The sequence below is a fragment of the Rhodococcus (subgen. Prescottella) equi genome (assembly GCF_003013675.1).
Lineage (GTDB): Bacteria > Actinomycetota > Actinomycetes > Mycobacteriales > Mycobacteriaceae > Prescottella > Prescottella equi.
Window position 1 is genome coordinate 4,089,382 of record NZ_CP027793.1, and the last position, 12,087, is coordinate 4,101,468.

The window sequence follows — 12,087 nt, forward strand, 5'->3', positions numbered from 1 at the left end:
GGAGCCCTGTGGAGCGACCCCAGCGGTCGGACACGACCCCCAACGATACCCGGCGGCGCTGTTGGAGGTCAAAGTGGGTCGGACATGCTATGCCGCGAGGTCCAGCGTGGACTCGACCAGCGTCGATGCGGCCTCGCACGGATCGGCCCCGTCCCCGCCCGGGTACTGGACCCACCATCCGACCACACCACCGGCCGGGAAGCCGGCCGTGATGCCGCAACTGCCGGGGTCGGCAGGAGTCCGCGCGAGCACTGCGCGCCGGCCGCCGACGGTGACGTCCTCGACCGCGTAGCCGAGCTGTTCGGACGTCCGCTTCTCGACCGCGAGCGTTCCCGTCTCGAACCAGTTGAACGTCACCCGCGCCGGGCCGGTGGCCCCGTTCACGGTCCAGCGGCAGATCGCGCCCAGGAAGCCGCGCTCGATCGTCTCCCCACCGACGATCTCGGCGATCCGGTCCGGCGCGACGACGTCGCACTCGGTGAGCAGGGACGCGTAGTTCGACGAGTCCCCGGCGCCGAAGCCCTGCGGCACGGCGGTGCCCGTCACGGACTCGGCGCATCCGCCCAGGAACAGGATCACCGCCGACGCGAAGCCCACGGTTCGCACGAGGCGGCCGAATCGCGCCACCTCCCCGACTCTCGACATCTCGGCTCCCGGCATCCCGGCTCGCTGCATCTCACTGCCCCCTTGCCACGGTCAGTTCGGCGAGACGGCGGGCCGCGACACACGGATCATCGGTGGGATCGGTTTTGCCGTACGAGATCGACCAGTGCACGAAGTCGTCGCCGAACTGCACCCCCAGTTCGCACAGTCGGCTCGACAGCGACGACTCGAACCCGGGGTGTCCGCCGATCTCGACGTCCACTGCGGGACGCCCGATCATCTCGCTGCCCGCCCGCTCGCGTCCGATCGGGCTGCCGCGATACCAGGAGAAGGCGAAGTGCGGCGCGTTTCGATCCTGGTCGGGCGACGTCTGCCATTCGCAGCCGACGGAGTTCCGGACCACGCCAGCGAAACCGGGGACCCCCACCGCCTCGGCCACCTCCTCGTCGGTGACCGAACCGCATTCACCGAAGAAGGGCCCGGAGCCGGCCGCCCCGGATTCCGTCGCGCGGGACTCGTCGGCCGAGTCACCTGGGCTGCAGCCGGCGCCGACCAGCGCAGCCGTCACGAGAACCACAACCGGCCATCCCAGCCTTCTCGCCGCCAGCCTGCTCGCCGCCATGACGCGGAACTGTACCGGCCTCGCCGCGCCGGCAGCGGTGCTCACACCACCGAATCGGTCGCCCCGAGCGGCGCGAGCGCGGCGTCCAGTTGCGCGGCCCAACTGCTCACGATGTCGGCGCGGCGGCGGGAGTCGTCGGTGAGCACATCGGCCAGGCCGAGTCCGCGGGCGAGGTCGAGGGTGGCCTGGACGAGTCGGCGCACCGCGGGGTCCGAGTCGTCGACACCGAGGCTCTCGACGGCCGTGCGATGCGCGATGCGCCCGAAGCGCTCCTCGAGCGGCAGCACGCGATCCCGCAATTCCGGGTCGGCGGCCGCCGCGGTCCACACCTGGAGGGCGGCCTTGAACAGCGTGCCGGTGTAGTAGTCGACGAGGCGCGCGACGACCGCCTCGGTCCGCCCCTCCCCCGTCGGCAATTCGGTGACTTCGCGGCGTGCCTGCTCCATCCGGCTGTCGAACATGAACTCGAGCGCGGCGGTGATGAGGTCCTCCCGCGTCGGGAAGTGGTGCTGCGCGGCTCCGCGGGACACCCCGGCGCGCTGCGCGACGACTGCGACGGTGGTGGCCGACCAGCCGAACTCGGCCAGGCAGTCGACGGTGGCTTCCAGGAGCCGGTGCCGTGTCAGTCGGCTCCGATCCTGTTGTGGTGCGCGCATCGGCGTGGTCCTCTCCGGTGTCTTCCGGCGTCGTGCGGGGTGCGTAGCCCACCTCGTGAGTGGGCGGTCGCGGACATTCAAGTAAACACTGCGCTAGTTAGGGTAACCTTCGTCACATTCGCATTGCGGAAGGGTCTCGGGCACGTTACTAATTCTTCTTAGGGAAGGTTTACCTACCTTCCGAATCGCATCGATCCAAGGAGACCTCATGTCCTCTGCCGAGCTCATTCCCGTTGCCGACTTCCTCGTCGATTTCGTCGGTGCCGCCGGTGACTTCTTCTCCGGCCTCAGCTTCTTCCTGGGCTCGCTCGACGCGGTCTCGGCGCTCTTCCCGGCTGCCTGAGCCGACCTGCCGGACGGCGCCCGTTCCCGCCAGGGGACGGGCGCCGTCCGCGTCTCAGCCTCCGGCCGCCCACGACGGCTGCCGCTTCTGCAGGAACGCCGTCACACCCTCGATGGCCTCCGGACTGCCGAACAGCCGAGCCGACTGCGCCGCAAGGGATTCCCCGAACGTGTCGAAGTCCGCGAGCACCTTCGCGGTGGTGAGCTTCTTGGATTCCGCCAACCCCTGCGGTGAGCACTTGCGCAGCGTCTCGATCAAGTCCTGCACCGCCTCCCCGGAGTCCTGCACCGCTTCGCTGATCAACCCGATCGCCTCGGCCTCGTGCGGGCCGAACTTCTCACCGGTCAGGAAGTACCGGCCGGCCGCGCGCGAGGTGAGCCTGGGAACGACCGTCAGCGAGATGATCGACGCGGCGAGACCCAACCGAGCCTCCGTCAGCGCAAAGGTGCTGTCCGGCCCCGCGACGACGATGTCACACGCGCCCACGAGCCCCATTCCGCCGGCGCGCACGTGGCCGTCCACCCGCGCGATGACCGGTTTCGGCAGCTCGAGGATCGCCCGCAACAGCTCCGTCATCTGGCGGGTCCGCTCCGCCGCGAGCTCGTCGGGGCTCGCGTCGGCGCCGGCCGCACTCGCTTCCGAGAGATCGGCGCCCGCGCAGAAGGTTCCGCCCGTGTGAGCGAGAACGACGGTGCGCACCCCCTCATCGACCTGTGCGTCGGCGAGCCCTTGGCGCAACTGCCCCACGAGCGTGCTGGATATCGCGTTGCGATTGTGTGGCGAGTCGAGCGTGAGCGTCGCGACACCGTCAGCGACTTCGTAGCGAACTTGTCGATTCGTCATCTGCAGCTTCCTCAGTACGACTTGGGTAGGCCCAGGGAGTGCTGGGCGACGAAGTTGAGGATCATTTCGCGGCTGACCGGCGCGACCCGCCCGATGCGCGCGGCGCCGAGCATCGCCGCGAGGCCGTACTCCTTGGTGAGTCCGCCACCGCCGTGCGTCTGAATGGCCTGGTCGAGCGTCTTGATGGCGGCCTCGGCGGCCGCGTACTTGGCCATGTTCGCGGCCTCGGCGGCCCCGAAGTCGTCGCCGCTGTCGTAGAGCGTCGCGGCCTTCTGCATCATCAGCTTCGCCAACTCCAGCTCGATCTTGCACTGTGCGAGCGGGTGGGCGAGTCCCTGGTGTGCGCCGATCGGCGTCTTCCAGACCGTGCGCTCCTTCGCGAACTTCACCCCGGCCTCGAGGGCCCAGCGTCCCATTCCGATCGCCATCGCCGCACCGAGAATGCGTTCGGGATTGAGGCCCGCGAACAGCTGCATCAGTGCAGCGTCCTCGGAACCGACCAGCGCATCCGCCGGGAGCCGCACGTCGTCGAGGAACAGCGTGAACTGGTGATCGGGCTCGATGATGTCCATCTCCATCGGCTGCGCGACGAAGTTCTCGGCATCGGTGGGAACGATGAAGAGAGCCGGCTTCAACTTGCCGGTCCGGTGGTCCTCGGTCCGCGCGACGACGAGCACGGCGTCGGCCTGGTCGACCCCCGAGATGTAGACCTTGTTGCCGCGCAGGATCCAGTCGTCGCCGTCCCTGCGCGCCGTGGTGGTGATCTGATGCGAGTTGGAGCCGGCGTCGGGTTCGGTGATCCCGAAAGCCATGATCTTCGAACCGTCGGCGAGCGCGGTGAGCCACTCCTGCTTCTGGGCATCGGTGCCGTACTTGCCGATGATCGTGCCGCAGATCGCAGGCGAGACGACCACCAGCAACAGCCCGGCGCCCTGCGCGGCGAGTTCCTCCTGCACGAGGGCCAGTTCGTAGATGCCCGCTCCCCCGCCGCCGTACTCTTCCGGCAGGTTCACACCGAGGAAACCGAGTTTGCCGGCCTCGGTCCACAGTTCCGTGAGCGGTTCGCCCTTGCGCGCCTTGGGCAGCACGTAGTCGACGTAGTTGAAGCGCTGCGCGAGCTTGGACACAGCGGCCCGCAGTTCCTTCTGCTCGTCGGTTTCGATGAAGCTGCTCATGCGGACTCTCCTTCTGCGCCGGCCTCGTTCGACACCGGGGCTTCCACTACTGCGAGAACGGAACCGACGTCCACCTGCTGGCCGACGACGACGGGTAGTTCGGTGAGCACACCGGAGACGGGAGCCTTGACGGTGTGCTCCATCTTCATGGCCTCGAGCCACAGGATCGGCTGTCCGGCCTCCACGAGGTCCCCCTCGGCGGCCCCCAGCCGGATCACCGCGCCGGGCATCGGCGCGAGCAGCGAGCCCTCCGCGACGACGGTCGACGGGTCGACGAAGCGCGGAATCACGGTGAGCGACACCGGTCCGAGCGGCGAGTCGACGCAGACGGTGTCGCCGTAGCGTGCGACGTCGAAGCGTCGCTGCAGACCCGCGACGTCGAGCACGACGTGGTCGGGTGCCGACGAGACCAGCGCCACGTCGTCGAATCCGTCGGCTCGCAGACCGGACCGGGTCAGCAGGTAGCGGACGTCGTGGTCGCCGTGGATTCCGCTGTACCGCTTGACCTGCGGCTGCGACGGTAGGTTCCGCCACCCGCTCGGCAGTCCACCGACGACGGGTGCCGTGCTCCGGTTCGCAGCGGCGTCAGCCAGCGCCGCGGCCAACGCGGACAGCGACTCGGCCCTCTCGTCGGCCAGCGGCCGCGCCAGGGCTTCGAGCCCGTGGGTGTCGAAGAACGCCGTGTCGGTGTCGCCCGCGAGGAAGGCGGTGTGGCGCAGGACGTTGACGAGCAGGTCGCGGTTGGTCCGCAGGCCGTGCAGGCGGGTGCGGGCGAGCGCCGACGCGAGAACCTGGGCGGCCAGCGTCCGCGTGGGCGCGTACGAGATCACCTTCGCCAGCATCGGATCGTAGAAGACGCTCACCACGGAGCCGTCCTCGACTCCCGAGTCGAGGCGCACCCCGGTGCGCGCGAGCAGGTCGAATTCGACAGTGTCGCCGGGAAGTTCGATGCGTTCGACGGTGCCACTCTGCGGCCGCCAGTTGTGTGCGGGGTCCTCGGCGTACAGCCGGACCTCGATCGAGTGACCACGGATCGCCGGCGGTTCGGCCGGCAGTGCCGCCCCGGACGCCACCTGCAACTGCAGCTCGACGAGGTCGAGTCCCGTGGTGCACTCGGTGACCGGGTGCTCCACCTGCAGGCGGGTGTTCATCTCCAGGAAGAAGAAGTCCCCGGCTTCGTCGGCGAGGAATTCGACGGTGCCGGCACCCTCGTAGCCGATCGCGTTCGCCGCCAGGCGGGCCGCCTCGAACAACTTCGCGCGCATGGCGGGAATGCGTTCGACGAGCGGCGACGGCGCCTCCTCGACCACCTTCTGGTGACGACGCTGGATCGAGCATTCCCGCTCGCCGACAGCCCACACCGTGCCGTGCCGGTCGGCCATCACCTGGACCTCGATGTGTCGTCCCGTCTCGAGATAGCGCTCGCAGAACACCGTCGGGTCCCCGAACGCCGACTGCGCCTCGCGGCGGGCCGCCTCGAGTTCGCGGGGCAGCGCCGACAGCTCACGAACCACGCGCATGCCACGTCCGCCGCCACCGGCGGACGCCTTGACGAGCACCGGCAGATCGGCCTCGGTCACGGCGCCGGGATCGAGTTCCGCCAGCACCGGCACCCCGGCCTCGGCCATGATTCGCTTGGACTCGACCTTCGAGCCCATCAACTCGATCGACTTGACGGGTGGACCGATCCAGGTGAGACCCGCGGCCTCCACGGCCTGCGCGAAGTCTGCATTCTCGGAGAGGAATCCGTAGCCGGGATGGACGGCATCGGCTCCCGCCGCGTGTGCCGCGGCGATGAGAGCGTCGGCGCGCAGGTACGTCTCGGACGGTGTCGCGCCCGGCAACCGGACCGCGGCGTCCGCCTCGGCGACGTGCGGACTCGCGGAGTCCGGGTCGGAGAAGACCGCGACGGTGCCGACGCCGGCGCGCCGGCACGTCGCGAACACCCGTCGGGCGATCTCGCCGCGATTGGCTACCAACACGGAAGTGATGTCGGAAGTAGTCACAGTCGGCCTCACATCCGGAAGACACCGAAGTTCTCGGTGCCCTCGATCGGGGCGGTGGCGATGGCCGACAGGCACATCCCCACCACCGTGCGGGTGTCGCGGGGGTCGATGACGCCGTCGTCGTAGAGGCGCCCGGAGAGGAACATCGGCAGCGACTCGGCCTCGATCTGGTTCTCGATCATCGCGCGCATGCCGGCGTCGGCTTCCTCGTCGAACGCTTGCCCGCGGGCCTCCGCCGCGGCGCGGCCGACGATCGAGATGACGCCCGCCAACTGGGCGCCGCCCATCACCGCGGACTTGGAACTGGGCCATGCGAACAGGAAGCGGGGATCGAACGCACGCCCGCACATGCCGTAGTGGCCGGCGCCGTACGACGCTCCGAGCAGGATCGAGATGTGCGGCACCGTCGAGTTGGCGACCGCGTTGATCATCATCGATCCGTGCTTGATCATGCCGCCCTCCTCGTACTCTCTACCCACCATGTATCCGGTGGTGTTGTGCAGGAACAGAAGTGGCGTGTTCGACCGGTTCGCGAGCTGGATGAACTGGGTGGCCTTCTGCGACTCCTCGCTGAACAGCACGCCGCGCGCGTTGGCGAGGATGCCGATCGGGTAGCCGTGCAGTTCGGCCCAACCCGTCACGAGCGACGACCCGTACATCGGTTTGAACTCGTCGAAGTCCGAACCGTCGACGATGCGCGCGATCACCTCGCGTGGATCGAACGGGATCTTCAGATCCGACGGGACGATGCCGATCAGTTCCTCGGGATCCTCGAGTGGCTCGATCACCTCGGCCCGCGGCGCCGGCCCCTCCTTACGCCAGTTGAGCCGGCGGACGATGCTGCGGCCGATCCGGATCGCATCCTGCTCGTCCTGGGCGAAGTAGTCGGCCAGACCCGATGTCCGCGCGTGCATCTCGGCGCCGCCGAGGGCTTCGTCGTCGGACTCCTCACCGGTTGCCATCTTCACCAGCGGCGGTCCGGCAAGGAACACCTTCGACCGTTCCTTGATCATCACGACGTGGTCGGACATGCCCGGGATGTAGGCGCCGCCGGCGGTGGAGTTGCCGAACACGAGCGCGATGGTGGGGATCCCGGCCGCCGACAGCTTCGTCAGGTCGCGGAACATCCGCCCGCCCGGGATGAACACCTCCTTCTGCGTCGGCAGGTCGGCGCCGCCGGACTCGACGAGCGAGATCACCGGCAACCGGTTCTGGACGGCGATGTCGTTGGCGCGGAAGCCCTTCTTGAGCGTCCACGGGTTGGACGTGCCACCCCGCACCGTGGGGTCGTTCGCGACGATGAGGCATTCGACGCCGCTGACGACGCCGATACCGACGATCGTCGACGCGCCCACCGGGAACTCGGTGCCCCATGCGGCGAGGGGGGACAGTTCGAGGAACGGCGAGTCCGGGTCGATCAGCAGCTCGATGCGCTCGCGTGCCAGCAGCTTGCCCCGCTTGTGGTGCCGCTCGACGTACTTCTCACCGCCTCCCGCGAGGGCCTTCGCATGCTCTTCCTCGAGTTCGGCGAGCTTGGCCGTCATCGACTCGGCCGCCGCCGCGTACTCGGCCGACTTCGTGTCCAGAGCCGATTTCAGAATCGTCACGACTGATACCCCAATCGCTTGGCCGCCAACGAGGTCAGGATCTCCGTGGTCCCGCCCCCGATACCCAGAATGCGCATGTCCCGGTACTGCCTCTCCACTTCGCTCTCCGCCATGTACCCCATGCCGCCGAACAACTGCACGGCCTGATTCGCCACCCATTCACCGGCCTCGACGGCCGTGTTCTTCGCGAAGCACACCTCGGCGACGAAGTCCTCGTTCGAGACGAGCGAACGTTCGACGAGCGTGCGGGTGTAGACGCGAGCGACATCGACGCGCCGCGTCATCTCGGTGACCGTGTTCTGCACCGCCTGCCGCGAGATCAGCGGTCGCCCGAAGGTCTCGCGATCGCGGCACCACTGCAACGTCAGGTCCAGGCAGCGCTGCGCACTCGCGTACGCCTGCGCCGCCAGAGCGATGCGTTCGGTCAGGAACGCCTGCGCGATCTGCGCGAACCCCGAGTTCTCCTCACCCACCAGGTTCTCCACCGGAACCCGGGCATCGACGAAGGACAACTCCGCTGTGTCCGACGCGCGCCAGCCCATCTTGTCCAGCTTGCGGGCCACCTCGAAGCCCGGCGTGCCCTTCTCGATCACGAGCAGCGACACCCCGCCCGCGCCGGGGCCGCCGGTCCGCACCGCGGTCACGACGAAATCGGCGCGCACCGCCGACGTGATGAACGTCTTGGCGCCGTTGACGACGTAGTGGTCGCCGTCGCGGATCGCGGTGGTCCGCAGGTGTCCGACGTCGGAGCCGCCGCCCGGTTCCGTGATGGCGAGCGAACCGATCTTCTCGCCGGCCAGGGTGGGGCGCACCCAGCGCTCGATCTGTCGGGGGTCACCGGCCGCGATCAGGTGCGGCAGTGCGATGCCGCACGTGAACAGCGACGCGAACAGGCCACCGGACGCGCCGGCCTGGTGCATCTCCTCGCAGATCACGACCGCGTCCACCAGATCGCCGCCGTCGCCGCCGACCTCCTCGGGGAAGCCCGCGCCGAGCAGTCCGAGCGCCGCGGCCCCACGGTGCAGCTCGCGCGGGATCTCGCCGTCGCGCTCCCAGTCGCCCAGGTGCGGGAGGATCTCCTGCTCGACGAAGCCGCGGACCGTCTTGCGGAGCTGTTGTCGCTCCGGGGTGTCCCACACACTCATGCGTGTCCTTCCTGAAGTTCGTCGGCGTACTCGGGGACCAGGCCGATGGGAATGTCGATGTGCCGCGAGCGCAGCCACTCGCCGAGCCCCTTGGCCTGCGGGTCGAAGCGGGCCTGGGACGCCACGCCGCGGCCGAGGATGCCCTCGATCACGAAGTTGACGGCCCGCAGGTGCGGCAGCACGTGCCGCGTGACCGCGAGCGACTTCGCCTCGGGCAGCATCCTTTTCACCTCGTCGACGGTGAGCGCGTGCACGAGCCACCGCCACTGCTCGTCGGTACGCACCCACACCCCGACGTTTGCGTTGCCACCCTTGTCGCCGCTGCGGGCCGCCGCGACCGTGCCGAGCGGAACCGTGACCGTGTCGTCGCCCGCGAGTGGTTGCGGCAGTGCGGGTTCCGGCACGTCCTCGAGCACTCGGGTAACGGCGCTCGGAGCGATGGCGACACGTGTGCCATCCGGCAGTACCGCGACGTGCGGCACCTCGCCGGCGTCGACGTAGCCGGGGGTGAACACCGCGTACGGCTGACCGTTCGACGGCGGGGCGGTGAGCGTGAAGCCCGGGTAGCTCGCGAGCGCCAGCTCGACGGCCACCGACGAGAACGCCCGTCCCACGACGTTCGGATCGGTGTCCCGCACCGTGCAGCGCAGCAGCGCGCTCGCCGCCTCCTCGGTGTCGGCGTCCGGGTGGTCCGTGCGGGCCAGGGTCCAGTCGAGTTCCTGCGGCTTGTCCACGAGCCACGAGTCCATCTGCCGCCGAACCAGTTCGGCCTTGGCCTCGATGTCGAGTCCGGTGAGCACGAACGTCGCCTCGTTACGGAAACCGGCGAGCGCGTTGAGCGACACCTTGTACTGCGGCGGCGGAGCCTCTCCGGTGACGCCGGAGATGCGGACGCGGTCGGGGCCGTCGCCGGTGAGGACCGCCGAGTCCATGCGCGCGGTGACGTCGGGGTTGGCGTAGCGGCCGCCGGTGATCTCGTACAGCAACTGAGCGGTGACGGTGTCGACGGTCACCGCTCCCCCGGTGCCCGGATGCTTGGTGATGACGGACGAGCCGTCGTCCGCGATCTCGGCGATCGGGAAGCCGGGGCGGCCGAGGTCGGGGATCTCGGTGAACCACGAGTAGTTGCCGCCGGTGGCCTGGGTGCCGCACTCGATGACGTGGCCGGCGACGACGGCGCCCGCGAGACGATCGAAATCGTCTCTCGCCCAGCCGAAGTGCGCCGCCGCGGGTCCCACGATCACCGATGCGTCAGTGACCCGGCCGGTGACGACGACGTCGGCGCCCGCGTTAAGGCACTGCACGATGCCCCACGCCCCGAGGTAGGCGTTCGCCGTCAGCGGCGTCTCCGGTCCGGCCTGCCGGTCGAGCCCGAGTTCGGCTACCCGCGCGATCAGATCGTCGCCCTCGACGTGGGCGATCCGCGCATTCAGTCCCAGTCGGTCGTTCACCTCGCGCAGGGCGTCGGCGAGGCCGCTGGGATTGAGCCCGCCCGCGTTGGTCACGATCTTCACGCCGCGGTCGAGAGCGAGCCCCAGACAGTCCTCGGCCTGCCGCAGAAACGTCTTGGCGTAGCCGCGCGCCGGGTCCTTCATCCGGTCCCGCCCGAGGATCAGCATCGTCAGCTCGGCGAGGTAGTCGCCGGTCAGGTAGTCCAGCTCACCGCCCTCGAGCATCTCGCGCATCGCCGAGATCCGGTCGCCGTAGAAGCCGGAACAGTTGCCGATGCGCACCGTGGACGCCGTCATCGGGCCGCCTCCGTCCGAGTGGGTTCACGGCCCGCGCCGGGCGGTCCGGCGAAGGCCTGGGCGATGTCGAGCCAGCGGCGGGCGTCGTCACCCGTGGTCCGCAGTGCGGTGTCCCGGCGGTGCACCCGCTGCGTGACGAGCAAACAGAAGTCCTCGGCCGGGCCGGTCACGCGCTGAGGGGCGTCGTCCGGACCCCACGCCCACGTCCCACCGTCCGGCGCAACCAACTCCACCCGGAACTCCTCGGTGGGCGGCGTGATCTCGTTGACGCTGTACGCGAAGTCCCGCGTACGCACCCCCAGCCGCGCGATGTGCTCGAGCCGGTCCGTCGACGCCGCCGCCACACCGAGCGCCGCGGCGACGTCGCGGCCGTGCGCCCACGTCTCCATCAGCCGCGCGGTCGCCATCGAGGCCGCACTCATCGGCGGCCCGTACCACGGCAGCTTGGTGCCGGGCGGAACGTCTCGCAGGATCTGTGCGAGTCGCGCACGGCACTCGCGCCAGTCGGCCAACAGTTCCCGGGGCGGACGCTGCGCCTCGGCCTCGGCACCCTCGTCCACGAAGCCGTACGGGTTCTTCCACGCCTCGGCGAGCTGGGCGGTGAAGGCGTCCTCGTCGGTGGCCGCCAGCAGCGCGGCCCGGTCGGTCCAGGCGAGATGGCCGATCTGGTGTGCGACGGTCCAACCCTCCGCCGGCGTGGCCACCGCCCACTTCTCGTCCGGCAGATCGGCGACCAGCGCATCGAGTGCCGCGCCCTCCGCACACAGGTCGTCGACGATCTTGTTCAGGTCAGCCACATACCCCTCCTCGGATGCTGAGATCAGCATCACACCGAGGTGAGTAAAAATCAAGCATGAATGATTGTTTAGCGGTTACGGCAGGTCGGCGCCGGCGTGCAGTACTCGTTCACGCCGTCAGATGCCCTGCCACTCCCCAGGCTCGGCGACCACCGCTGAGCGACCACGCCGCGTCGGGCGCGCGCGTGACGGGGTGCTGGCGTTCTACGGTGAAGTTCGTGACGGGCAACCGCTCCACCATCGCGGCATCGGCCAGCATGTGGCCGACGATCCCCTGCTCGAACATCGAGTAGGCCGTGTGATTGACCGCGTGGACGGCGACCTGCAGCGCCGAGAGTGCGGTGGGGTGCGGGCCGAACTCGGCGAGCGTGTGACCACCGCCGATCGTGGTGCCCACCACCGCGTAGTAGTGCCAGTGCGAAGGATTGTCCGGGTTGTGCGTGACGCCAGGCTCTTCAGCCATGATGCGCCCCTTCCCTGCTCGAGGCTCCTGTCGTGACGATAGAACCGGCCACCGACACGTTCGGAGCGACGCGCCGAGT

General features: G+C 69.2%; 12 protein-coding genes. 1 reads left to right on the plus strand and 11 read right to left on the minus strand.

Annotation, left to right across the window (positions count from 1 at the left end; translation table 11 throughout):
- Nucleotides 1–87: 87 nt before the first annotated feature.
- Genes C7H75_RS18995 through C7H75_RS19005 form a run of 3 tightly spaced genes read right to left on the minus strand, consistent with a single transcriptional unit; the run spans nt 88 to nt 1,881 of the window.
- Nucleotides 88–645, minus strand: coding sequence for a DUF3558 domain-containing protein (locus C7H75_RS18995; protein ID WP_106852043.1), 558 nt, complete (start codon nt 643–645; stop codon nt 88–90).
- A gap of 31 nt (nt 646–676) precedes the next feature.
- Nucleotides 677–1,225: a DUF3558 domain-containing protein gene (locus tag C7H75_RS19000; RefSeq protein ID WP_084956315.1), complete on the minus strand. Its 549-nt coding sequence runs from the start codon at nt 1,223–1,225 to the stop codon at nt 677–679.
- A gap of 41 nt (nt 1,226–1,266) precedes the next feature.
- The gene (locus tag C7H75_RS19005; protein WP_005518270.1) at nt 1,267–1,881 is read right to left on the minus strand and encodes a TetR/AcrR family transcriptional regulator; all 615 of its coding nucleotides are present in this window, start codon (nt 1,879–1,881) and stop codon (nt 1,267–1,269) included.
- A gap of 208 nt (nt 1,882–2,089) precedes the next feature.
- On the opposite strand from C7H75_RS19005, the gene C7H75_RS26350 reads away from it, so the two are divergent.
- Nucleotides 2,090–2,224, plus strand: coding sequence for a hypothetical protein (locus C7H75_RS26350; protein WP_005518268.1), 135 nt, complete (start codon nt 2,090–2,092; stop codon nt 2,222–2,224).
- A gap of 54 nt (nt 2,225–2,278) precedes the next feature.
- Here C7H75_RS26350 and C7H75_RS19010 read toward each other — a convergent pair whose 3' ends face one another.
- From C7H75_RS19010 to C7H75_RS19045, 8 genes are all read right to left on the minus strand, one after another.
- Entirely contained in the window at nt 2,279–3,067 is a 789-nt protein-coding gene (locus tag C7H75_RS19010) for an enoyl-CoA hydratase family protein (protein WP_084956137.1), read from the minus strand.
- Between the two features lie 11 nt (nt 3,068–3,078).
- The gene (locus C7H75_RS19015) at nt 3,079–4,242 is read right to left on the minus strand and encodes an acyl-CoA dehydrogenase family protein (protein ID WP_013416933.1); all 1,164 of its coding nucleotides are present in this window, start codon (nt 4,240–4,242) and stop codon (nt 3,079–3,081) included.
- A complete protein-coding gene (locus C7H75_RS19020) occupies nt 4,239–6,233 on the minus strand; it encodes an acetyl/propionyl/methylcrotonyl-CoA carboxylase subunit alpha (RefSeq protein ID WP_233281929.1) in 1,995 nt (664 codons plus the stop codon). Before C7H75_RS19020 ends, C7H75_RS19015 begins: the two co-directional genes overlap by 4 nt.
- 23 nt (nt 6,234–6,256) lie before the next feature.
- On the minus strand, nt 6,257–7,855 hold the full coding sequence (locus C7H75_RS19025; protein ID WP_064058355.1) for an acyl-CoA carboxylase subunit beta: 1,599 nt from the start codon (nt 7,853–7,855) through the stop codon (nt 6,257–6,259).
- Nucleotides 7,852–9,000, minus strand: a complete 1,149-nt coding sequence (locus tag C7H75_RS19030; RefSeq protein WP_041674410.1) for an acyl-CoA dehydrogenase family protein — start codon at nt 8,998–9,000, stop codon at nt 7,852–7,854. Before C7H75_RS19030 ends, C7H75_RS19025 begins: the two co-directional genes overlap by 4 nt.
- Nucleotides 8,997–10,748 carry an acyclic terpene utilization AtuA family protein gene (locus C7H75_RS19035; RefSeq protein ID WP_084962758.1) on the minus strand — a complete coding sequence of 584 codons (1,752 nt, stop codon included), beginning with the start codon at nt 10,746–10,748 and terminating at the stop codon, nt 8,997–8,999. The genes C7H75_RS19030 and C7H75_RS19035 overlap by 4 nt, the downstream gene beginning before the upstream one ends.
- Nucleotides 10,745–11,545 carry a TIGR03084 family metal-binding protein gene (locus tag C7H75_RS19040; RefSeq protein WP_022597435.1) on the minus strand — a complete coding sequence of 267 codons (801 nt, stop codon included), beginning with the start codon at nt 11,543–11,545 and terminating at the stop codon, nt 10,745–10,747. The genes C7H75_RS19035 and C7H75_RS19040 overlap by 4 nt, the downstream gene beginning before the upstream one ends.
- 109 nt (nt 11,546–11,654) lie before the next feature.
- The gene (locus C7H75_RS19045; protein ID WP_005518257.1) at nt 11,655–12,008 is read right to left on the minus strand and encodes a hypothetical protein; all 354 of its coding nucleotides are present in this window, start codon (nt 12,006–12,008) and stop codon (nt 11,655–11,657) included.
- Nucleotides 12,009–12,087: the final 79 nt, after the last annotated feature.

Excerpts from the sequence above, each read along its gene's own strand:
- C7H75_RS18995 (WP_106852043.1), bottom strand. The coding sequence starts at position 645 with ATGTCGAGAGTCGGGGAGGTGGCGCGATTCGGCCGCCTCGTGCGAACC.
- C7H75_RS19000 (WP_084956315.1), bottom strand. The coding sequence starts at position 1,225 with ATGGCGGCGAGCAGGCTGGCGGCGAGAAGGCTGGGATGGCCGGTTGTG.
- C7H75_RS19005 (WP_005518270.1), bottom strand. The coding sequence starts at position 1,881 with ATGCGCGCACCACAACAGGATCGGAGCCGACTGACACGGCACCGGCTC.
- C7H75_RS26350 (WP_005518268.1), top strand. The coding sequence starts at position 2,090 with ATGTCCTCTGCCGAGCTCATTCCCGTTGCCGACTTCCTCGTCGATTTC.
- C7H75_RS19010 (WP_084956137.1), bottom strand. The coding sequence starts at position 3,067 with ATGACGAATCGACAAGTTCGCTACGAAGTCGCTGACGGTGTCGCGACG.
- C7H75_RS19015 (WP_013416933.1), bottom strand. The coding sequence starts at position 4,242 with ATGAGCAGCTTCATCGAAACCGACGAGCAGAAGGAACTGCGGGCCGCT.
- C7H75_RS19030 (WP_041674410.1), bottom strand. The coding sequence starts at position 9,000 with ATGAGTGTGTGGGACACCCCGGAGCGACAACAGCTCCGCAAGACGGTC.
- C7H75_RS19035 (WP_084962758.1), bottom strand. The coding sequence starts at position 10,748 with ATGACGGCGTCCACGGTGCGCATCGGCAACTGTTCCGGCTTCTACGGC.
- C7H75_RS19045 (WP_005518257.1), bottom strand. The coding sequence starts at position 12,008 with ATGGCTGAAGAGCCTGGCGTCACGCACAACCCGGACAATCCTTCGCAC.